Below are 22,678 nucleotides of genomic sequence, written 5' to 3'. Positions count from 1 at the left end.
AAAAAATTCATAACATGAAAAAGGTATTATTCATAGACCGAGATAATGTATTGATCCTTGAGCCGGAAGATGAACAAATCGACAGCCTGGAGAAGCTGGAATTCTACCCCGGTGTATTCAGAGGTCTCGGAAAAATTGCGGAGGAAACCGACTATGAATTAGTGATGGTCACTAACCAGGATGGACTGGGAACGGATTCCTTCCCGGAAGACACCTTTTGGCCAGCACATAATAAGATGCTTAATGCATTGAAAAAAGAAGGGATCGAGTTTAACAATATTTTCATCGATCGTTCTTTTGAACATGAAAATAAGCCGACACGTAAGCCTGGAACAGCCATGCTCACAGCCTACCTTGAAGGTGACTACGATCTGGCCCATTCTTTTGTAATAGGTGACCGGATCAGTGATATACAACTTGCTAAAAACCTGGGGGCACAAGGCATATGGCTTAACGATATAGCCAGGAAAGAAGAACTCATTAAAAACGACCTGGAAGACACCACTTGCCTGATTACCACCAGTTGGGAAGTCATTTACAAACATTTGACCCAGGTGAGTCGGGTAGGTGCGGTCAGTAGAAAAACAAAGGAAACCGCTATCGATATTACCGTTGGGCTGGATGGCAGCGGCAAGGCAGACATTTCTACCGGTATTGCCTTTTTTGACCACATGCTGGAACAAATCGCCAAACATGGGCTGATCGACCTTGGTATACAGGTAAAAGGTGATCTGGAGGTAGATGAACACCATACCATAGAAGATACGGGGATCGCTTTAGGTGAAGCTTTTCTGGCAGCGCTGGGAGATAAAAGAGGAATTGAACGCTACGGCTTCTGCCTCCCTATGGATGATTGCCTTGCCCAGGTAGCACTGGATTTTGGCGGACGCAACTGGATCGTCTGGGAAGCAGAATTCCATCGTGAAATGATCGGTAAAATGCCTACAGAGATGTTTTTTCACTTCTTCAAATCCTTCTCTGATGCTTCAAAAAGTAACCTGAATATAAAAGCGGAAGGCAGCAATGAACATCATAAGATTGAAGCCATTTTCAAAGCATTTGCCAAAGCCATTAAAATAGCTGTTCATAAAGATTTGAAAAACAATCAATTACCTAGCACAAAGGGGGTACTTTAGTATAGTAGCGATACACTGAAATGAAAGGTTTAAACACAGTGACAATAAAATAGTTAAATGAACACGGTCATCATTAAGTACAATGCAGGAAATACACAATCCGTCATTTTTGCCCTGAACCGGCTGGGAATAGAGCCTGAGGTAACCGGCGATTTCGAAGCCATCAGGAAAGCGGACAAGGTGATCTTCCCGGGAGTTGGAGAAGCAAGTTCTACCATGAGGTACCTGAAAGAATTAAAAATGGACCAATTGATCCCGGAACTCAAACAACCTGTATTAGGCATATGTCTGGGACAGCAATTAATGTGTGCCCATTCCGAAGAAAACGACACTACCTGTTTAGGCATTTTCGACCAGGAGGTAAAACGGTTCATCCCGGAACAAAAAGAAAAAGTGCCACATATGGGCTGGAATGAGCTATTCGACACAAAAGGCAACCTGATGAAAGACCTGCCTGATCCGAATGTTTATTTTGTCCACAGCTACTATGTACCGGTGAATGAACATACTTCGGCCAAGACGAATTATATCACCCCTTTCAGTGCAGCCATGCAACGCGACAATTTTTACGCGGTACAATTCCACCCTGAAAAATCAAGTGCTCAGGGTCAAAAAATCATTCAAAACTTTATAGAATTATGCGACTAATACCTGCTATAGATATTATTGATGGCAAGTGTGTCAGGCTTAAGCAAGGCGATTATGACCAAAAAACAGTGTACAATGAAGACCCTTTAACGGTTGCCAAAGAGTTTGAAGCATCAGGCATTCAATACTTACATCTGGTAGACCTGGAAGGAGCAAAATCGGGTCATATTATCAACCACAAAGTGTTAGAATCTATCGCCGCTAACACCAAATTACATATAGACTTTGGGGGAGGTGTAAAAAGCGATGAGGATATACGAAAGGCTTTCGACTATGGCGCAAAGCAAGTGACATGTGGTAGCGTAGCGGTTAAAAATAGTGATCTGGTGGCCAAATGGATCCAGGAATATGGCCCCAAAAGGCTTATCCTGGGGGCAGATGTGAAAGAGATGCATGTGGCTATCAATGGCTGGACCAAAAAAACCAAAATCACCATATTTGATCTGATCAAAGACTACATCGCTATGGGACTGGAATATGTCATTTGTACGGACATCGCCATGGATGGTATGTTGGCAGGCCCTAGTTTTGAACTATATAAAAACCTACTAAGCACGTTTACGGATATCAGGTTGATAGCCAGCGGAGGCGTGGGCCATATTGAAGACGTCAAAAAACTGAAAGACCTTAACATGGATGGTGTAATTATTGGTAAAGCTATCTACGAGCAAAAAATCACCCTACAAGAACTGTCAGACTTGCAACATGCTTAAAAAAAGAATTATCCCGTGCCTTGACATTAAAAATGGAAGAACGGTAAAAGGTATCAATTTTGTCAATATTCGCGATGCCGGTGACCCGGTGGAACTGGGAGAGCTATATGCACAGCAAGGCGCTGATGAATTAGTATTTCTTGACATTACAGCTACAAATGAAGGCAGAAAAACCTTTGTGGCATTGGTAAAAGACATTGCACTACACCTGAATATCCCGTTTACAGTAGGTGGGGGTATCTCGAGTGTGGAAGACGTGGCCCCCTTACTCCAAGCCGGCGCCGATAAAGTATCTGTCAACTCTTCTGCGGTAAAAACCCCGGAATTGATCAACGAGTTGGTAGATGCCTTTGGCAGCCAATGTATTGTAGTAGCCATTGATGCACGACAAGTGGATGGCCAGTGGATAGTACATACGCACGGAGGAAGTAAACCCACTGAAAAAGAACTGTTTTCCTGGGCCCTGGAGGTGGAAAAACGAGGAGCGGGAGAAATACTATTCACCAGTATGGACCACGACGGAACGAAGGCCGGTTTCGCTATCGAAGCATTAAAAAAAATGTGTGAGCTGGTAGGCATTCCGGTCATTGCCTCGGGAGGAGCTGGTAACATGGAGCACTTTGAAGAGGTATTTCAACAATCTGACGCAGACGCCGCGCTGGCGGCAAGCATATTTCACTTTCGTGAGATCGGTATTCCTGACCTTAAAGCACATTTAAAAACTAAAAACATCGCGATGCGATAATATCAATCATGGACGCAACAAACATACAACCCGATTTTACCAAAGGAGAAGGCCTGATACCCGCAGTCATCCAGGATGCTTACTCTAAAAATGTATTGATGCTGGGTTACATGAACGAAGAAGCATACAACAAAACACTATCGGAAAAAAGGATCACCTTCTATAGCCGCAGTAAAAAACGCCTTTGGACCAAGGGTGAGACATCGGGCAATTTCCTGGAATTGGTAGATCTCGCCATCGACTGTGATAATGACACCTTGCTGGTCCAGGCAAAACCAACAGGCCCCGCCTGCCACCTGGACAACGACACGTGTTTTGGAACTTACCCCAATGCCTCTGCAGACCTTTCCTTCCTCGAAAAAACGATCCAACACAGGATTACCAACCCCAAAGAGGGTTCTTACACCAATTCACTGATCGACAAAGGGATGAACAAGGTAGCCCAAAAGGTGGGCGAAGAAGCTGTGGAGCTGGTGATAGAAGCAAAAGACGACAATGATGACCTTTTTCTGAATGAAGCCGCGGACCTGATGTATCACTATATCGTATTGCTTGGGGCGAAAGGTTTCCGGCTGGATGATGTAATTAATGTGTTGAAAGAACGGCATAAATAAGGGTTCCTCATGGGATGGATATAATTATTCTTCCCCTCCACATACTTGTAAGATACCTGACATCCAATTTCAATTTGGTTGGCCCATATTTGTATTATGGAAAAGACCAAAACCATCGGAGGATACGATTTTATCGCCTATACCAAGGAAACTTATGAAGAGGATATTGTTATACAACGTAGTAAGGAATTCTACCATTGGATGGACCAGCGCCGGACCGTTCGTGAGTTTTCAGATAAGCCTATTCCAAAAGAGGTAATAGAAAACATTATTCTTACCGCCTCATCAGCCCCTTCAGGAGCACATAAGCAACCCTGGACCTTCTGCGTGATCTCAAGTGCAGAACTCAAGAAAAAAATACGGGGAGCAGCAGAAGCAGAGGAATATGAAAGCTACAATAGCCGCATGAGCCAAGAATGGCTGGAAGACCTGAAACAGTTCCAGACGGACTGGCACAAACCTTTCATTGAAATAGCCCCATACGTAGTGATTGTCTTCAAAAAAGCCTACGATCTTGATGCAGACGGTAACAAGCAGAACAACTACTATGTGAATGAATCAGTAGGTTTGGCCACAGGTTTTTTGTTAGCCGCTATTCACCACGCCGGACTGGTAGCTTTAACACATACGCCAAGCCCGATGAATTTCCTGAGTAAACTGTTAGAACGTCCGGCCAATGAAAGGCCTTGCTTTCTCATACCCATTGGCTATCCTGCAGAAGAAACCTATGTACCCAAGCTGAAAAGAAAAGTAATAGATGAAATAGCCGTTTTTTACGATTAAACTCAGATTAAAGTATACAGATCAATCCTCTTCGATCATTTCAGAGAACTCCTCCACATCAAACTTGATATCGTCTTCTCCTACCTGGTCGAAAGGATTTTCAAGGTGGCCCTGAATGTTGTCCAGGCTGATCAAAATGAAACTGAACATCACCGGCATCATGTATTGAAGTCCGTTACTGTACTGCTCAGCTACGTATTCAAAATAGGGGCCATAGATAATCGGAAAGGTGTAAATAAAGACTTTACTATAAGCACGAAGTGTAATAGGAGTACGGTAATGCAAGATCACTTTGAGGTTCTCGATAGATACTACCAGTTTACTGATGTATTGATTTGCCCGTGACAACTCGCCACTGGGCAGTCCCAGGGAGCGAAACCCCATCAGCATCTGCGAAAGCTTAGAGATATTATCAAATATTTTTTGCTCTGAGTCCTTCATATGATCGCTATTCGCCGTAAACAACGACCGCAGGGAAGAATAGGTCTCCAACAGCTGTCCTTTCACCTCTTGCTCAAAACCTTCCGAGTCCACCCAGTCCCGGGAAGCATAAAATATAGAAAGCAGATGTGACTTAAAATCCGCCAATAAGGCCAAAGCTCTTTCTCTCCGTTTATAGGCACTATCAATAGAAAATACCACAGGAAAAACGATGGCTATACCAATGATGGTCAATGGAAAATCTGCCTTTAGATCCAGGATCCGGCACGTATAGGTAGACCCCAGTGCCAGCGCTGTTACAATAAACGTCTTATAGTTAATGATCAGGTAAAGGCTCTTCAATATTTTCATAGACAATGCGTTAAGGCCATGAAATTATAAAATAATTCATATGTTAAGGAATGGTTAACCTTAGATTTTTAAGTTTTCCCTCGTAAGTGTTTGTACACCACGCCTTCACTTTCTTATCTTCACGCCATTAATTTTTAAAGGAGTCAGATCATGGGAAGAGCATTCGAATACCGTCGTGCAGCCAAAGAAAAACGTTGGGATAAAATGTCCAAATTGTTCCCAAAGCTCGCTAAGTCCATCACCGTAGCGGCAAAAGAAGGAGGTACTGACCCTGAGATGAATGCCAAGCTACGTACCGCCATCCAAAACGCCAAGGCACAGAACATGCCTAAAGATAACATCGAAGCGGCCATAAAAAGGGCGGATGGCAAAGACGCGGAGACGTTCGTTGAAGTAAATTACGAAGGTAAAGGCCCACACGGCGTACTGATATTCGTTGAATGCGCCACAGATAACACTATCCGGACTGTAGCTAATGTAAAATCCTACTTCAATAAATCAGGTGGTAGCCTGGTACCCACGGGTTCGTTAGAGTTTATGTTTTCCCGAAACGCCGTTTTTGAATTTACCAAATCCGAAGAAATGGACATCGAAGAACTGGAGCTGGAGCTGATAGACGCGGGAATGGAGGAAATAGAAGTCAACGAGGACCAGGTTTTTGTATATGGCAATTACACAGACTTTGGAAACCTGTCAAAAGCGTTGGAAAATCTTGGCATAGAAGTAAATAAAGCCACCTTACAGCGAATTCCTAACGCACCGGTAGAATTCACCGAAGAACAGCTGGTAGAAATAGAAAAGCTGATCGACAAGATCGAGGATGATGACGATGTGCAGGCGGCTTATACCAATATAGCTTAAATTTGACCACTCTCTTTAGCTGTTCATCCATTGGGATCAGAAACCAGATTCAGGCTATCCAAAACTCTTAGGGATAACAGGTAGAAAGACCTCTACACGCCCAATTTGTAACTAGCATTTCTGAAATTAAAAGTTCGCTGAGCAGAGTAGAAGATTTGAGCATATTTGAAAGGCAGATAACGGGAATGGACTTTGAATACCTGCATTAAAAATGATGGCCTGCCTGCCGTCTAAACGTTCGTTAGATCCTTGATTGGCAAAAGAGGACCAGTTTAGAGGCATCAGGTATATAGCATATCCGAAAAAGAAAATCGCTTTTTTTAGTTCACCGGGCAACCAAAATCAAGTCGTCGCTGTCAAGACGATTTGAGTATCCTTTATATCGATAGTACAAGAGTGAAATTATCGATTATATCGCTGACTCAACCGGTAAGAACTTAAAAAAACAAATTATGAAAAGACAGTATTTTCTAATCTTCCATTTAATTATGGTCGTTATGTTACTGTCCTGCGAAGGCGAGCAGGATGAACCCGGATCATGTCATGCAGAGCAATTTACCATGACCCAAGACCCGCAAAATGCCAGTGCTTACAGGTTCAAGGCGGAAACCGCCCGGGATGAGGTACTTTATCATTGGAGTATCAATGATACGTTAGCGGGAGATGCTGCAAGTTCCACCTTTGAGTATGATTTTTTACTCGATACCAGTGGAAAAGTGCCCGGAGGTCCCGGAGAGTATACCATTTGTTTAAGTGTAATCTCGCCGGAATGCCAAAAGGGAACAACGCTTTACTGTGAAACCATTACTATTGGTGCGCCGGATACATGCCCGGTGGTTGACTTGTTGTCGCAGGAAACTGAGCCCGGTACGTTTCAGTTCACTTCTAATAAAGTGGAAGAGGGAATTTACTACTGGTTTATTGACGATGTGCTTTCTGGTGATGCAGGCAGCAATATTTTTAAATATAATTTTCTTTTGGATAACAGCGGTAAAGTACCGTATGGGCCAGGGGACTATGAAATATGTTTAAGAGTAGTCACACCGGATTGCCCTGAAGGTGCTGAAAAGGTATGTAAAACGGTCCATATTCCTTCTCCCGGAAGTACGTGCCCTGAGGCTGAGTTTATCAGTAACCAGTCACCGCCTGATGTATTTAAGTTCATGCCAGGTGTTATTAAGTTTACATCTACATTCGAAGATCAGAAAGCGCTCTATTATTGGTACCTGGATGGTGAACTTAGTGGTGATGCTGCCAAACATTACTTTGAATATGATTTTAGCGTTGATCCTGGCTCCGTACATACAGGCCCCGGAAAATATGAGGTTTGTCTGAAAGTAGTTACTCCTGACTGCCCGGAAGGTTCAAATCTGTTTTGCGAAACCGTAGTAATAAAGGTTGATAATTCATGTCCTGAAGTGGAATTTACTACCGAAGAAACCAAACATGGTCAATTCAAATTTACCTCAACCAATATTGGTACCGCACTTTACTATTGGTACATTGACGGCAAACTGTCTGGTGATGCCGGTAGTAATACCTTCGAATATGATTTTCTACTGGATACCAGTGGAAAGGTGCCCGGAGGATATGGTGATTATGAAATTTGCCTGAGAGTCGCTACACCGGAATGTAATACGGGCAGTGAACTATATTGCACAACGGTTTCCGTGATCGACTGGTGGTGAGTCCCATAGCGGTTGAGATAGCCTCTTGCTCAGGTCAACTTTATTTGCTAAGAGGTTATCTTAACATGCTGTTTTTAATTTGAGATTTGAATGGTAGCCAAATGGGAAAATTTTATCCGTTAATTGGCTGACTCATTCTATTTGGATTTCAAATGTATTTTGAAGGCGTAGAACAGGAACCTCCCTCCGGAGCACATTTAGCAAAGCACAATGCGTTCCATTTTTTTGTAAGATCGAGCATGTAGCATTGCTAATGCGGATACTTGGGTGAACTTCTTTTAATAAGGGTTTTAAAAGCCCGGATTTCAGGATTTCTCTAATGCACATTTATTGGTAAATGCGTCTGATTAAGCTCTAAAATCACTGCTTGGTCTTGATGAGTTAAAGTACAAAAACGTACCCGTTGGATTATTTGAAAATAGTACTAAATATCAGGATCGGGCAGACACTCTTTTTGGGTGGATATGATCACCAGATAAAAACCAGTAGTAATTGCGAACCCAGAGCAGCGGCTTGAGGGTAGTGTGAAGCAATCCCCTTATCGTGAGTAGGTAGGGTACTGTTCTGCACTTGCCAATGTAAGGGCTAACACCTCCTGCTTAGGTCGTTATTGCAAGATCATACAGGTTGAACAAAGAAATCACAGCCTTCTCCTTGAACCCGGGGGACTGCCGCGCCTTCTCCCAAGCTATGCCACGAAAGGCTCGCAGTATCGATCTTTATTTTACAATTTAAGATTCGCATGAAATGAAGTGCAAAATCAGTCATTTAGATGGAGGCAGATGATTAACATAATCTCCCTGGACACACAAACAGTAAGACCACTCAAATCCACACCCCTATTTGCAGCCAACACATTTCTGAAATTAAACGTCCACTGAGCAACCTTGAAGATTTGAGTATCTTTGAAAGATTAATAACAGGAATGGTTCCTGTTATTGACAAGTTGGCGTGTAGTACTTACCAAATTTACGACATGAAAAAGGAATTAATATCTGAGCTTTTTAACAAATTTGAAGACGCTTGTTATGACCTTGATGGACTAGAATGTTGGAGTAGTCGGGAATTACAAGAAATTTTAGGTTATTCAGATTGGCGAAATTTCACAAACACTATACAAAAAGCTGTAAAAGCCTGTGAAAACTCAGGAGAGAAGGAATCCGATCATTTCGTTGGTGTCACCAAAATGATAGAAATTGGTAAAGGTGGACAGAGAGAAGTTCAAGATGTTGCCTTAACTAGATACGCCTGCTATCTTGTTGCACAGAATGGAGACGCGTCAAAGCCTGAAATTGCTTTTGCTCAAACATATTTTGCGGTACAAACAAGAAAGCAAGAACTCATAGAACAAAGACTACTTGACATTGCTAGAGTAAACGCCCGTGAAAAATTATCAAAATCCGAGAAGAAACTTTCAGGAATAATTTACGAAAGGGGTGTTGACAATAGAAGTTTTGCAGTAATTCGTTCAAAAGGCGATCAGGCACTTTATGGTGGCAAATCGACTCAATTTATGAAGAATAAACTCGGTGTGCCTACCAACAGACCTCTGGCAGATTTTCTTCCAACATTGATGATTAAAGCTAAAGATTTTGCAACTGAGTTGACTAGTCACAATGTGGTTGACAAATATCTATCAGGAGATCAGGCTATCAGTAAAGAGCATGTTGACAACAATCGAGAAGTTAGAAAAATGCTTTTAAAACGGGGGGTTAAACCTGAGAACCTACCACCTTCTGAAGATGTCAAAAAAGTACAAAGACGAATAGACAGCACAGAGCAAAAAATTCTAAAAGACATAAAAAAGACAAAAAATAATGACATATCAATTGAGTAGATAGCCGCGAGCCATAAGTCCACGATGAACCTCACACACCACGTAGCGTACAGTTCTCGTGCTACTACACAGTTCATTGAATCTCAGGTTGTAGTTTCAGGTAATACTCCAGCATTCCCTCTGTAGCGCATTTAGCAAAGCATAATGCGCTACAATTTTTTTTGCAAGATTGAGCATGTAGTATTTCTAATGCGGATACTTTGGTAAACCTATTTTGATAAGGGTTCTAAAGTCACTGCCTGGTCTTGATGAGTTAAAGTACAAAAACGTACCCATTGGATTATTTGAAAATAGTACTAAATATCAGGATCGGGCAGACACTCTTTTTGGGTGGATATGATCACCAGATGAAAAACCAGTAGTAATTGCGAACCCGGAGTGGCGGCTTGCGGGTAGTGTGAAGCAATCCCCTTATCGTGAGTAGGTAGGGTACTATTCTGCACTTGTCAATGTAAGGGCTAACACCTCCTGCTTAGGTCGTTATTACAAGATCATACAGGTTTAACAAAGAAACCACAGCCTTCTCCTTGAACCCGGGGGACTGCCGCGCCTTCTCCTACTCCGTACCCACGAAAGGTTCGCAGTATCGATCTTTATTTTACAATTTAAGATTCGCATGAAATGAAGTGCAAAATCAGTCATTTAGATGGAGGCAGATGATTAACATAATCTCTCTGGACACACAAACAGTAAGACCACTCAAATCTACACTCGTATTTGCAGCCAACGCATTTCTGAAATTAAAAGTCCACTGAGCAGGCTTAAAGATTTGAGTACCTTTGAAAGGTATATAACAGGAATGGTTCCTGTTATTAACAAGTTGTTGTGCGCAAGCAGTAACAGATTTAGAAATAATATCATAAGAGGAAAAGTGTGTATAGATCGACAATCTCGTGGAAAAATAGCTAAAGCGAAAAACACAAATGGCTATGCAAAATATTAGTTTAAGAAAGGCAACAATAAAAGACAAAGCATTAGTAATTGACTTTGACTATAGCCTTAATAAAGTTGAGCATATCGAACTAAAGAGAGAAGAAAAGATAACAAAAGCAATACTGGACAAGAAATGTTTCATCATTTTGGAAAACAACAAAGCAGTTGGCTTTGTCATATTTGATTACCGATTCTTTGACCAAGGGTGGATAGAGCTCATTATTATAGCAGAAAAATATAGAGGAAAAGGGATAGGTGGGCAAACATTTGACCTTATCTGTAAACAGTCCCAGGCAGATAAAGTATTTACTTCAACCAATAGTTCTAACATTCAAATGCAAAAAGCATTGAGTAAGGTTGGGTTTTCCTTTGCAGGCAAAATAAACGGATTAGATGATGGAGACCCTGAATTGTTTTATTATAAAATGACTGACAATAGGAAAGCGAAAAACAAAAGCCCGCACACAACACTGTATAAGAAACCATAGCCTCCTATCGACAGACTACGCTTCATATACTAACCGTTAGCAACAATTAAAGACCATAATCCAATTAAGAAGCTGCCTGGCATCCATTAAGGAAGCGAACTGGTTCAAAAAAATGCGGTGATAAAAAAACAGTAGCGAATTTGGTTTCATTTATGACATGGTTGCACAAAATTGTATATATTTACTATGCATAAACGATTCATATTTTGAGAGTGATACTGAAATTTATAGTAGCTTAATAATTAGCCATTAAACTCTAAGGCTAATCATTCTTTGTTCGGATATTCTTCCGGACCAATTTTCATTTAATCAATTTATTCGTGTGTTGTTTTATCAGCACTGATAACGGCTGTTTAGGTTTTTCAGCTTGGTGATCCACATGCTTTTGCACCACGGATGACCAGTTCTGAATTATAGCAGGATTCAGACCTACTATCACACACGAATCTTACATCAATTAAGCATAAAATATAATTATTTATGAAAAATCAAGAAGTTAAAAAGAACCCGGAATTTTTAGAGTACGTTTTGAAATTGAACGGAGACATAGAACTTAATGAGGCATTACAAATAAGTCTGAATCGAATTGATGAATTAGACATTGCTCAATTGAATCGAATTGGCTTCAAAGTATACGACGTTGATAAATGGACTGTAAACAAAATATTACAACATTTAATAGACTGGGAAAGAATTTGGTGTTACCGGGCTATAATTTTCGCTCGTGGAGAAGGAAGTGTCCCAGATGGACATGACCAGGAAATCATGGGTAAAAATTCGAATGCAAATGAACTGTCAATTGAACAATTGGTAAATGAGCTTCGAGTTGTACGTCAATCAACAATAATGATGTTTGAATCATTTAATAAAAAAATTCTTGAAACAAATTGTGTGTTTTTTGAATATGAAATGCCTTTATACACCATTGGCTTGACAATAACGGCACATCAAATCCATCATTTCAACATAATAAAAGAAAGATATTTACCATTAGATAAATAAAGTTTGAATCCCTTTGGAGTGAAGCCTTACCAGATTACCGTGTCTGGAATGTCAAATATTACATGATATTCCATTGAACTTATATTGCTTAGATTATAAATATTATAAACTGTAAAATCTTTTTGCCTCAAAATGGTTGATACTGAAGAGTCCGGATTAGCATCCATCAAATATCCTGTGACTATTGCTGTATCTAAACTATTGGCAGAGTTTACCCCCATGTACACCTTAAAACCTTTTACTATAATATCTTGAGGTGCGTCATAGTATTGTGAGTAGCCTGCAAATTCACTTGGAACATTAAAGATAACTTCTGAAAAGGATGTTGCTTTAGCCTCTGGGTACATTAACGTATCAATACAGATATTTTGTGCTGAGACAGCTTGCACTGATATCATAAATAGTAATCCTACAAAATATTTCAAATAAAAAAGTCTATTGGTCTTCATGTTTTTCGAATAATACAATTTTGAAAATTTGTTTTGTTGAATACATTTTAATGAAATCATTAGTTAAGGTGCTTATCCAAAGCGTTTGGCTCTTGATCTGTCCATCTCACAGAGCTCTTGTTTTATTACCTAAACCCTATAAACAATACCTCCGATTAATAGAATGGTTAGCCTTCGGGCAGTGTTACATCGAAAGAGTACCTGTGGAAAGGTAAAATCTGCTAACCGTATTGTATACATATTGTCTCAATTTTTGAGGACAAACACATCAACGGCAGAGAGACTAACGTCCACCAGGTGCTCATCATCATAAAACCAGAGACCTTTATAATCCGAATAGATCAGGGAGAACGGGTCGCTCATGTTAATGGACCAGGCCACACAATGGTTACTCATGGAAATGTGTTTAAGTTGCTGAAACTTAAAATCAGTATTGGGTATTTCGTTGTTAAGATATCGTCTAATTGATATCAATGAAATACGTAATACCTGCATAAAATACGTAAGGGTACGTATTAAAATACAGTAATTGTCCTTACCAAGAGACTATGGTTCAGGATTTTTGCATAAGTCAGATCAAAATTAGTCATTGTAAAATGTATTGTTAGGAATGACATTTCATCTGTTTAGTTTGTTGAATAACTGACCCTGTCTGACACCTTTCATTATCCAATCTAAAGGTAGACCCAGGAAAAGATACGGGCATACCTTTCCCGCAAAAAGGGCAGTTCGTTTTCTGCTGAAGTATCAAAATACTAAAGCGAACGGATAGCGCTCCTGACTTTTAATGGCCTTAAGCCTGCTTTCCCAAATACGGGTAGACTTATAGAAGTAGATAGGTGATACTTAAACCTCAAAGGGGTGCTTTCAAGGTGACTAAGGTACTTGTTTTAGCAAAACGTTATGCTACTATAAAAGCCACATCTTAGTTTTACTTCCTGGACAAACGTGTAGCCATACCATCGAAGTCTGCAAGCCTATATGCCACTAACATTTCCGAAATACAGTCTTCTTAGTTGACTTCAAGAATTGAATATATTTGGAAGGCCAATAACAGGAATGGTTCCTGTCATTGGCAAATTATTATTGATAATCCCAAAAAAATGAAAAATATAGTCTCTTTATTTCTTTTAATACCGGTCGGAATAGCTTTTTCTCAAGATTCTTATGAGAATAAAATCAAGCAATTCCAAGACGAGCTAAATGAAGAATTTCTTAGTCCCGGGCAATCTCCATTGACGAAAAAAGAACGAAAAAAATTTAAAGGACATAACTACTTCCCAATCAATGAAAATTATAGCGTTACCGGAGAATTTATAAAATCGAATGAACCGGTAACATTGCAAATGAAAACAACGACCGGCAGACTTCCTGCATACGATAAATACGGAGTAGTTAAATTCGTTTTAAATGGTAAACCCTACCAGTTAACAATCTATCAAAGCCATAGACTCAGAGAAACCGATGAATACAAGAATTACTTGTTTCTACCCTTTACGGACTTAACCAATGGAGAAGAAACCTATGGCGGAGGAAGGTATATTGATCTGAGTATTCCGGAAGGAAGCGAGATAATAATTGATTTCAACAAGGCTTACAGCCCTAGTTGTGCTTACAATTATTCCTATTCCTGCCCAATTCCTCCGGCTGAGAACAACCTGGAGCTAAGAATAGAAGCCGGTGTAAAAAATCTTGATCTGTGAAGTACCGCCAGGATAAATGGAAGATACACATGACATTTCCATTTGATTTAACCATGAACCTAAATCCATCCGTTGGCCCTGGCATCTCTGGTAAAAGGATCTTAGCCGGGCTATTATAACCAAAGCATATGAAAATAAAACTTATAATGATTTTCGGCTTAGTGAGCTGCATGTGTATCGCCCAGGAAGACACGACCGGCATGAAATCGTACAAACGACTAGTAAAATTCCCTCTGTTCACCACGGATTATTTTTTTTACCCAAATTCAGATTTCAATACCAGTAACGGTAAAGGGGAAATAAAAATGAGTGAGGTACGCACATCCTTTCAATTTGCCTTACCGGTCAAAGAAAAAAAGGCTTATCTACTCAACAGGATACAACACACGCTATTTCATTACAATACTGAAACCAAACCCCGAGGTATAAACGAGACTTATCATTCTTTTCAATACACGATTGGATTGATCCAAATTCTACCTAAAAAATGGCGAATAGTATTTAGTTTTTCTCCGACTATAGCCTCTGATTTTAATGAGTCCATAAATTCTGATGATTTTATTCTCCAGAGCTCGGTTTTGGCAATGAAAAGGTCCGGTAGAAACTTTCAATATGGTTTTGGACTTGCCTATACCAGCAGGTTTGGCGCACCTACCATTTTGCCGCTTATTAATGTCAAATACAAGAAGGACAAATGGCTTACCGACCTTTTAATACCAGCTTACGTTTCTCACTTTTATACATTTAATGGGAATTCCAGGTTTGGCTTTAAAGCTGCGGTGTATGGGAATTTATATAATGTCAGTGTGGACAATAATACCTTACCATTAGACTTAAATCGTGCTTCCTACTCCAGAATAACCATTGGTCCGGAATATCAGGTCAGGCTTTTTGGCGACCTGTATTTAAATGCGGGAGCAGGTATTGCCGTACGCAACATTTTGGAAATTCAAGATGATGACCTAAACACGGAACTGGATTTAAACGTGGAAAACAAACTTTTTTTTAATATAGGACTAAGAATCTTAAAATAAACTAAGCTGTAAACAAATGTCAGTGCAAAACAATTAACTTTAATATCATCAGGAACAGACATGTTCACATCAGCCCATCTGAAAGTTATTTATACTAAGATCAAAATGAAAAATAATACATTTTTTATCGCAATTCTTTTAGTGATTAGTTTGAATACAACCGCTCAGAATATTCATAGAACAGCCTGCCAGGGAAATTTAAAAAGATTGGATAGTCTGCTTCACAATACCTCTGTCAACGTACGGGATGATCGTGGCAGATCATTACTACATTGGGCTGTAGCATGTCGGCAGAAAGAAACCTTTGAATTCTTAGTGGCCCGTGGAATCGATATAAATGGTGAGGACAGACAAGGTGTCACTCCTCTATACATGGCCGTTCAATTTAATAATGAAGCATACTTCGATATAATCCTCGATTTGCAGGATAATGGGGATTGGACTTACCAGTACGGGGCATCACTTTTGGAACGTGCCATATTGAACCAAAACCTATCGATTGTGAAAAAATTGATTGATAAGGGTGTGGAAGTCAACATAACCAACCGTAGAGGAAGTACCCCCTTGGAAATATCAATGAGAACGGGTGCAAAAGAAATTTCGGAATGGCTTGTCTCAAAGGGAGCAGATGAAAGTAAGGTCCGTACTTTCGAACTGAAAGGGGAATACATGGGACAAGCTGAACCGGGTCTGATCCCAAAAATGTTTGCACCAAACTTTATTTCTACTGAAGAGTCTGAATTTGGTTCAGTTTTTAATACTCAGGGAACTGAGTTTTATTATGGAGTGGATGTAAACGGGAAATCGGAGATACGGTATTCTAAGCTCGTCAACGGCCGTTGGAGTGACCCCGAAACCATTCTGTCCCATGAACGATATGGCTATAATGATCCATTTCTTTCACCTGATGAGAACAGGCTATACTTCATATCCGAAAGGGCCATGGACGGCTTGGGAGATTTAAAAGACTATGACATTTGGTATGTTAAAAGAACTAAAGACGGGTGGTCGGAACCTCTTAATGCCGGGCCAAATATTAATTCTGAGGGAAATGAATATTACATTTCATTCACTAAAAACGGTACTATGTATTTTTCATCAAATGTGAATACACTTGATGAAAGAGACAGGTCCGATTATGATATTTACTATTCGAAATTCATTGATGGAGAATTTCAAAAGGCAATTTCCTTAGGAGATTCAATCAATACACCAGACTATGAAGCCGATGTCTTTGTTGATCCGGAGGAAACCTACATTATTTTTTGCGCCACAAGGTCAGACGGTTTGGGCAGGGGTGATCTTTATATCAGTTTTAAGAATACGGATGGAACCTGGACAAAATCCGTCAATATGGGAGAACCCATAAATACTGAAAATCATGAACTTTGCCCTTTTGTCACATCAGATGGAAAATACCTGTTCTATACCAGTAATCAGGATATTTACTGGGTAGATGCCAAAATTATTGACGGCTTTCGAAAGTGAAAAAGGCGGTAAAGAATAATAATCAGATTTGATCATGTACCCATTTTAGTGCAGAAAAGCTATGATTTAGAACTCACCGGATCGTGACATAGGCAAATCAGAGCTACAACTTTATCACAGTCCGGAGTATCTCACTCGATCTCTATCGATCATCGAATGTAGATTGAAATACTGTCAATAATGAATCTTCGCAAACCGGATGATTATGACCAAAACAGAAAAATATCAGCATGAATTTATACAGTTCAGAAACGAATTAAAGTCCTTTATATATCGTATGGTCAATCACAGACCGGAAGCAGAAGACATTGCTCAGGACACCTATATCAAAGCATTCAAAAACCTTAGCTCATTTCAGGGAAAGTCATCATTTAAGACGTGGACATTTTCCATAGCAGCGAACCTGGTAAAAGACAGCTTCAGGGCAAAGCAAAAATGGGGGGAAGACTGGCAAGATCTTGGAAAGGAGTTTAACCAGGAAAACAAAGAAATACTGCAAGATAAAGTCAATGCTTCGCACACTTCCGAACATGGAAAGTTCGTGATCCGTGAGCATATAAATTTTTGTTTTACCTGCATCACTAAAACGCTCTCTCTTACCGAACAAATTTGCCTTTTACTGAAGGAAGTTTACCATTTCAAAGTGCATGAGATAACGCTTATCACTGGTTTGACAGAAGGTAAAATAAAGCATTCCATCGCCGATGCAAGAAAAGACATGAGCCGCATTTTTGAAAGACGCTGTTCCTTAATTAGTAAAAAAGGAATTTGCCATCAGTGTACTGAACTCAATGGCATATTTAACCCCGAACAGGATGCTTACATTGAAACCAACAAGATCAAAATGGTTCGGGCATCAGAGCGTGGAAATTATGATGAATTACTTGATCTCAGGTTGCAATTGGTCAAATCAGTCGATCCTCTCAACGCCGAAGGGACAAACCTGCATAATTATATCATGGAGAACTGCCCGGACTGGGCAAAGCATCAAATGTCTAAGCAAGTAAAACCACAATAATCCATCCGTTAGATTTTCTTCGTCCGTTTTCTGCTCTTCATTCGTCTAAATTTTAGACAATGAATTTTACAATCACTAAACTGGAAAACGAAATGAGAAAACTCGCTATTTTAACCTTTTTATCACTGGATGGTGTGATGCAGGCCGTCAACTTACCGGAGGAAGATACCTCCAACGGTTTTGAACATGGAGGGTGGGCAAACAAATACTGGGACGAAGTCATGGCACAGGTGAAAGCAGAAGCCATGTCCGAACCTTATGATCTGTTGTTAGGCAGAAAGACTTACGAACTATTTGCCGAACATAATTCAAAAGAATCCGATTCCAACCCACTTAATGATTTAACGAAATATGTAGTTACCAATACGCTCAGCACATTGGAGTGGAAGAATTCCATACCCGTCTCCGGAGATATTGTAAAGGAAGTGACCAGACTTAAGTCACAAGATGGCCATTTACTACAAGTTCATGGGAGTTGGCAATTGATCAATACCCTGCTCTCCAATGACCTTATAGACGAATTTCGTCTATGGACTTTTCCAATTGTCCTCGGCGGGGGAAAACGTTTATTCCACCAATGTCACTTCCTTGACAACCTGTCCCTGGTAAGAACTAAATCCACTGTGAACGGAGTAATAATGAGTATCTACAGGCGTGATAAGTAAAGGGTTCGGAAGGGGAGTTTTACCTCTTCTTTCCATTAAGTCAATCAAACTGATCTCAGGTTAAAGACGATTGAAGGTCCGGAGCACTAGCCGAATTATAGGTCTTAGAACTGCTTGTTTTAATCGGAATGAGTGAGGAAGACAGATAGCAGGAACGGTTCCCATTGCCGGTAAGTTATAAACCATTCCAACCCAACGGCAACAAAGTATGTCTTAAACGTACAAACAAATTAGATTTGAAATGCGCAAGATACTAATATCCCTATTCGCCATTACTTTAATGTTTGCATGCGACGACGATGACCCCCAAGCGACTCCCACACTTATGGACGGCACATATGAGGGTACTTTCATAAGATCATCCCCTAACGCCAAGTATAAACCATCTGAAGTAACCTTGACTTTCACAGATGGAAAATTTACCGGAGACAGCGAAATAGAAAAGTACCCCGCAATCTGTAACGGAACATACGATGTCAAAGAAAATAGCATTGAATTTTCAAACTCCTGTGTTTGGACGGCCGAATTCGATTGGTCTTACATATTATCCGGGGAATTTGAAACAGAAGTTTCCGGGGATGAGCTAATACTCAAACGGACAAACGGAAATACAACCGATACCTATCAACTTAAACGGAAGTAATACGGCACCAATAATTAAGGCCCAAAATCAAATAGGTACAGGTGTTTTAACTATGTTTTTCTGGTGTTTTACCGAACGGCTACCCACGTTCAATTATTTTGATAAGGGTGGTTTCTCTGTACTTTCAACAGCTAATACCGTTCCATGAGAAAAACAATTGAATGTAAAACCGTTATATTTCATCTTCACTCATACGGAGCCCTACATCCTACCATTGTATCAATTATTATCACCCAACACTCAGTACCAGAAGTAACCTCAAACTACATTCAAATCCTCCCGGAATGTGCCGTTGGTAGTGTCATTAAAACCTACAGGCATTTTGACCATTAACACTGTGTTAAAATACAACGCCCAAAGAACATAAGTATACCTGAACATTTAAGTATATTTGATAGGTAAGTACCAGAAAGACCTCCAGTTATTGACAAGTCATATGCAATTCAAGACGAAATTCTTTATGAATAGAACGCTTATTTTATGGGTAATCTTAATGGTTCTTAACGGCTGTGTTTCCAACCAGCATGTACTCAATAGCTTTGAATCCGAAACATTAAAGGTTAAGCAAGTCAGCAACCATGTTTTTACACACATCTCTTATTTAAAAACCGATGATTTTGGAAAAGTAGCCTGTAACGGGATGGTGTATTTTAATGAAGGTGAAGCTATCGTTTTTGATACCCCAACAGATGACATCGCTTCAAAAGAACTCATCCATTGGATCGAAGCAGAACAAAAAAAGAAAATCAAAGCCATTATAGTGACCCATTTTCATACGGACTGTTTAGGTGGGTTGCAACAGTTCCATGACAACGATACAAAGTCATATGCCAATAACATCACAATTGAATTAGCAAAGAAAAACGGTCTGGAGGTATTACCAGAGCATGGTTTCGATAATAAAATGGAGATCAAAATAGGCAAAGAACCTGTTTTCGCAGAATTCTTCGGACAAGGGCACACGGTAGATAACGTCACGGGTTATATCCCCACTGAAAAAGTATTGTTCGGAGGTTGTCTGATCAAAGCAGAAAAAGCAGGCAAAGGTTTCCTGGGGGATGCCAATGTCGCAGAATGGCCTGCCACAGTTAAAAAAATAAAAAAAGAGATCCCTGATCTGAAAATGGTAATCCCGGGACATGGTAAAAATGGAGGAACGGAACTTTTAGATTATACTATTCAATTGTTTGAGGAATAGTAACTATTTGTCCATTTTTTGGTCGTAAGTCCACATAATTCTGCAAGAACGTTGAAGCTTATGACAGATCTTTTGTTTACAAAATGTTTGTTGAGAAGTTTAGTTTATTCTGTAAGAACATAAAATATCATGAAACGATTTGTGTTGTTCAGTCTATTTTCGATAATCTTTTTTGGTTGCAATGTTCCAGTCAATTATTATGTAAGGAACCTGACAGACGAGCCTGTCGAAATTTCCTTGATCAAGGATGATGGCTTCTCTGTAGATATGTTTGAGTTTAAGTATTCCAATAAGGAATTACCGATAAAATTTGATACCCATAAGGATTTAAATGAATCTGTAAAACAGGAATCTGACAATAATGAAGTTAGATTAACCATTTTACCCCACTCCACCCACTATTTAGGCTTTGGTTCGAATTTCAGACAAGTGTTTAAAAAGGCTGTTATTTATAAAGGTTCAGAATCAAAAACTATTGGATTGACTGATACGGAAGGTTTACAGGTATCCAGAAGTTTTATATCGAAGTATGCAGTTTGGTTTGATATAAAGTAAAGTCTATGCAAAAGAACTCCCCCGGAGCGCATTTAGCGAGGTTGTGTAAAAATAGTAGTTTATCGAACTACCCAAACTCGACATGCAGCTTGGAAAACAAAAGTGTGGGCCGAGGTTAGAGGCTACAGAGCAAATGTTCAGTTTGGATATAGAAAGTCTATGTACACAGGGGAATTAAATAGATGGCTGAATGCTTGGAAAACCAGATATGGTACCACATGCCCATATTAAACCTTGAATTATGCAAAAATCGTATTTAATAATTCTAATACATGTGTTGAGTTTTTCTCAGTCTCTCAGGTATTTAAAAAACAATCGCTTGCCTCTTTGGCAAGTGATACGTATTAGGTAGGCCTCCTTTAGATTTAAGTAATATAACTATTCGGTTATTGTTGCTATTGTAGACTGAGGGGGGTGCAGGGGGGAGACTGATAACTTGTGGATAATGTGGATAACTTTTAGTCTGTCAATATGGCTAAATTAGAAAAGAATGGGGTGAACTTGTAGGCCTCCTAGGTTGAAGACCTATGGCTAGTATTAGTCCCCATTCTTTTCAAAGTTGCCTTCAGGACCAGTTAGAATTTTAGGTTTTTAGACCTGTTAAAGGTAATAGTCTGGGCAACTATTTATAAATACCTACTATTAAAGTTATGGAGTTTAAAGAGTTTATCGGAATCGACGTGAGCAAATCTCACTTGGATATTTTTATGTATACAAAAGGGCAACACATCAGATTGCCTAATACTATTTCTGGTTTAGATAAGATGATCAACTGGATCTGGCGCCTTATTGACCTTACGCCTACTAAGGTCTTATTTGGTTTTGAGCATACAGGTTTATATTCCTTGCCTTTGTCTTTATTCCTTGATGAGAAGCATTACTGTTTCACAATCATTCCAGGCTTGCAACTCAAGAGGTCACGCGGCATAGTAAGGGGGAAAAATGACAAAGCAGATGCTAAGGGGATAGCCGAGTATATCTATGAAAAAAGAGAGAAGATAACCCTTTGTCAGATGCCATCAACAACTATTTTGAAGCTTAAAAGACTGTTGTCTTTCCGGGAGCGAATGGTGAAAGAACGTGCCGCCTTTAAAGGGCGGTTAAAAGAGTATAAGAGTTTTTTAGCACCAGAAGAGCATAAAGTGTTATTCGATTGTCATCACCAGAGTATTACTCACCTTGACCAACAGATCGAAAAAGTAGAAGCTGAACTTTATAAGTTGCTCAAAGAAGATGAAAAGTTAGTCAAACAATTTAAGCTGATTAATACGATTAAAGGAGTTGGCCCTCAGACCGCTTTGCTTCTCATTGTCCTCACCGGTGGTTTTACTCAGTTTGAAGCATGGAGAAAGTTTGCTAGTTATTCTGGAGTAGCACCTTTTCCCAATGAATCAGGTACTATAATAAGAAAACATAAAATCAGCCACCTGGCCAATAAAAGAATGAAAGCTATCCTGAGTTGCTGTGCTTGTTCTGCCATAAAACACAACCCCGAAATGAGGATGTATTATGAAAAAAGGGTCTCTCAAGGGAAGCACAAAATGAGCACACTCAATATTATAAGGAACAAATTACTTGCTAGAATATTCGCTGTAGTTAAAAGAGAAACACCTTACGTCGAAATTTTTAACTATGCAGCGTAAAATTGTACTTTTTTTATTGTTTAAGTCTTAGAATACTGGCCG

Annotated in this window: 23 protein-coding genes; 20 read left to right on the top strand and 3 right to left on the bottom strand. The window is 39.8% G+C overall.

Translation table 11 applies throughout. From position 1 onward, the window contains the following. Positions 1-14 precede the first annotated feature (14 nt). From hisB to FNH22_RS21870, 6 genes are all read left to right on the top strand, one after another. The gene (gene hisB, locus FNH22_RS21895; RefSeq protein ID WP_143400587.1) at positions 15-1,136 is read left to right on the top strand and encodes a bifunctional histidinol-phosphatase/imidazoleglycerol-phosphate dehydratase HisB; all 1,122 of its coding nucleotides are present in this window, start codon (positions 15-17) and stop codon (positions 1,134-1,136) included. 57 nt (positions 1,137-1,193) lie between these two features. Further along, positions 1,194-1,784 carry an imidazole glycerol phosphate synthase subunit HisH gene (gene hisH / locus FNH22_RS21890; RefSeq protein WP_143400586.1) on the top strand — a complete coding sequence of 197 codons (591 nt, stop codon included), beginning with the start codon at positions 1,194-1,196 and terminating at the stop codon, positions 1,782-1,784. Next, positions 1,775-2,497: a 1-(5-phosphoribosyl)-5-[(5-phosphoribosylamino)methylideneamino]imidazole-4-carboxamide isomerase gene (gene hisA, locus FNH22_RS21885; protein ID WP_143400585.1), complete on the top strand. Its 723-nt coding sequence runs from the start codon at positions 1,775-1,777 to the stop codon at positions 2,495-2,497. The genes hisH and hisA overlap by 10 nt, the downstream gene beginning before the upstream one ends. Continuing rightward, positions 2,490-3,242: an imidazole glycerol phosphate synthase subunit HisF gene (hisF, locus tag FNH22_RS21880; protein ID WP_143400584.1), complete on the top strand. Its 753-nt coding sequence runs from the start codon at positions 2,490-2,492 to the stop codon at positions 3,240-3,242. The genes hisA and hisF overlap by 8 nt, the downstream gene beginning before the upstream one ends. A gap of 8 nt (positions 3,243-3,250) precedes the next feature. After that, complete coding sequence (hisIE, locus tag FNH22_RS21875; RefSeq protein ID WP_221420325.1) at positions 3,251-3,856, top strand: bifunctional phosphoribosyl-AMP cyclohydrolase/phosphoribosyl-ATP diphosphatase HisIE; 606 nt, start codon at positions 3,251-3,253, stop codon at positions 3,854-3,856. Positions 3,857-3,952: 96 nt separating this feature from the next. Continuing rightward, positions 3,953-4,639, top strand: coding sequence for a nitroreductase family protein (locus tag FNH22_RS21870; RefSeq protein ID WP_143400583.1), 687 nt, complete (start codon positions 3,953-3,955; stop codon positions 4,637-4,639). Between the two features lie 21 nt (positions 4,640-4,660). On the opposite strand, the gene FNH22_RS21865 is transcribed toward FNH22_RS21870, so the two are convergent. Further along, positions 4,661-5,431, bottom strand: coding sequence for a hypothetical protein (locus FNH22_RS21865; RefSeq protein WP_143400582.1), 771 nt, complete (start codon positions 5,429-5,431; stop codon positions 4,661-4,663). Between the two features lie 150 nt (positions 5,432-5,581). On the opposite strand from FNH22_RS21865, the gene FNH22_RS21860 reads away from it, so the two are divergent. The 5 genes from FNH22_RS21860 to FNH22_RS21840 all read left to right on the top strand — a co-directional run bounded on the left by FNH22_RS21860 (position 5,582) and on the right by FNH22_RS21840 (position 12,240). Further along, positions 5,582-6,292, top strand: coding sequence for a YebC/PmpR family DNA-binding transcriptional regulator (locus FNH22_RS21860; RefSeq protein ID WP_143400581.1), 711 nt, complete (start codon positions 5,582-5,584; stop codon positions 6,290-6,292). Between the two features lie 452 nt (positions 6,293-6,744). Then, complete coding sequence (locus tag FNH22_RS21855; RefSeq protein ID WP_143400580.1) at positions 6,745-7,980, top strand: hypothetical protein; 1,236 nt, start codon at positions 6,745-6,747, stop codon at positions 7,978-7,980. Between the two features lie 976 nt (positions 7,981-8,956). After that, positions 8,957-9,817 carry a DNA damage-inducible protein D gene (gene dinD, locus FNH22_RS21850; RefSeq protein ID WP_143400579.1) on the top strand — a complete coding sequence of 287 codons (861 nt, stop codon included), beginning with the start codon at positions 8,957-8,959 and terminating at the stop codon, positions 9,815-9,817. A gap of 929 nt (positions 9,818-10,746) precedes the next feature. Then, on the top strand, positions 10,747-11,238 hold the full coding sequence (locus tag FNH22_RS21845; RefSeq protein ID WP_185154347.1) for a GNAT family N-acetyltransferase: 492 nt from the start codon (positions 10,747-10,749) through the stop codon (positions 11,236-11,238). Between the two features lie 480 nt (positions 11,239-11,718). Next, the gene (locus FNH22_RS21840) at positions 11,719-12,240 is read left to right on the top strand and encodes a DinB family protein (protein ID WP_143400577.1); all 522 of its coding nucleotides are present in this window, start codon (positions 11,719-11,721) and stop codon (positions 12,238-12,240) included. A 26-nt stretch (positions 12,241-12,266) separates the two neighbouring features. Here the strand turns inward: FNH22_RS21840 and FNH22_RS21835 are convergent, their stop codons facing one another. Then, positions 12,267-12,689 (bottom strand): hypothetical protein, encoded by a 423-nt coding sequence (locus FNH22_RS21835; RefSeq protein ID WP_143400576.1) that lies wholly within the window; start codon positions 12,687-12,689, stop codon positions 12,267-12,269. A 246-nt stretch (positions 12,690-12,935) separates the two neighbouring features. Then, positions 12,936-13,085, bottom strand: coding sequence for a hypothetical protein (locus FNH22_RS32105; protein ID WP_185154346.1), 150 nt, complete (start codon positions 13,083-13,085; stop codon positions 12,936-12,938). Between the two features lie 707 nt (positions 13,086-13,792). Between FNH22_RS32105 and FNH22_RS21830 the strand changes: the two genes are divergently transcribed. The 9 genes from FNH22_RS21830 to FNH22_RS21790 all read left to right on the top strand — a co-directional run bounded on the left by FNH22_RS21830 (position 13,793) and on the right by FNH22_RS21790 (position 22,636). Continuing rightward, on the top strand, positions 13,793-14,392 hold the full coding sequence (locus FNH22_RS21830; protein ID WP_143400575.1) for a DUF1684 domain-containing protein: 600 nt from the start codon (positions 13,793-13,795) through the stop codon (positions 14,390-14,392). 128 nt (positions 14,393-14,520) lie between these two features. Further along, a complete protein-coding gene (locus FNH22_RS21825; protein WP_143400574.1) occupies positions 14,521-15,426 on the top strand; it encodes a DUF6268 family outer membrane beta-barrel protein in 906 nt (301 codons plus the stop codon). A 105-nt stretch (positions 15,427-15,531) separates the two neighbouring features. Beyond that, entirely contained in the window at positions 15,532-16,914 is a 1,383-nt protein-coding gene (locus tag FNH22_RS21820) for an ankyrin repeat domain-containing protein (protein ID WP_185154345.1), read from the top strand. Positions 16,915-17,119: 205 nt separating this feature from the next. Then, positions 17,120-17,932, top strand: a complete 813-nt coding sequence (locus FNH22_RS21815; protein ID WP_143400572.1) for an RNA polymerase sigma factor — start codon at positions 17,120-17,122, stop codon at positions 17,930-17,932. 59 nt (positions 17,933-17,991) lie between these two features. Continuing rightward, positions 17,992-18,597 (top strand): dihydrofolate reductase family protein, encoded by a 606-nt coding sequence (locus FNH22_RS21810; RefSeq protein ID WP_221420324.1) that lies wholly within the window; start codon positions 17,992-17,994, stop codon positions 18,595-18,597. A 241-nt stretch (positions 18,598-18,838) separates the two neighbouring features. Then, on the top strand, positions 18,839-19,240 hold the full coding sequence (locus FNH22_RS21805; RefSeq protein ID WP_143400571.1) for a hypothetical protein: 402 nt from the start codon (positions 18,839-18,841) through the stop codon (positions 19,238-19,240). A 460-nt stretch (positions 19,241-19,700) separates the two neighbouring features. Further along, the gene (bla, locus tag FNH22_RS21800) at positions 19,701-20,438 is read left to right on the top strand and encodes a subclass B1 metallo-beta-lactamase (protein WP_143400570.1); all 738 of its coding nucleotides are present in this window, start codon (positions 19,701-19,703) and stop codon (positions 20,436-20,438) included. A 129-nt stretch (positions 20,439-20,567) separates the two neighbouring features. Then, on the top strand, positions 20,568-20,993 hold the full coding sequence (locus FNH22_RS21795) for a hypothetical protein (RefSeq protein ID WP_143400569.1): 426 nt from the start codon (positions 20,568-20,570) through the stop codon (positions 20,991-20,993). 650 nt (positions 20,994-21,643) lie between these two features. Next, complete coding sequence (locus FNH22_RS21790; protein ID WP_143400568.1) at positions 21,644-22,636, top strand: transposase; 993 nt, start codon at positions 21,644-21,646, stop codon at positions 22,634-22,636. The last annotated feature ends 42 nt before the right edge of the window (positions 22,637-22,678 follow it).

The organism is Fulvivirga sp. M361 (assembly GCF_007097395.1).
GTDB lineage: Bacteria > Bacteroidota > Bacteroidia > Cytophagales > Cyclobacteriaceae > Fulvivirga.
This window is presented reverse-complemented; position numbering and strand designations above follow the sequence as displayed.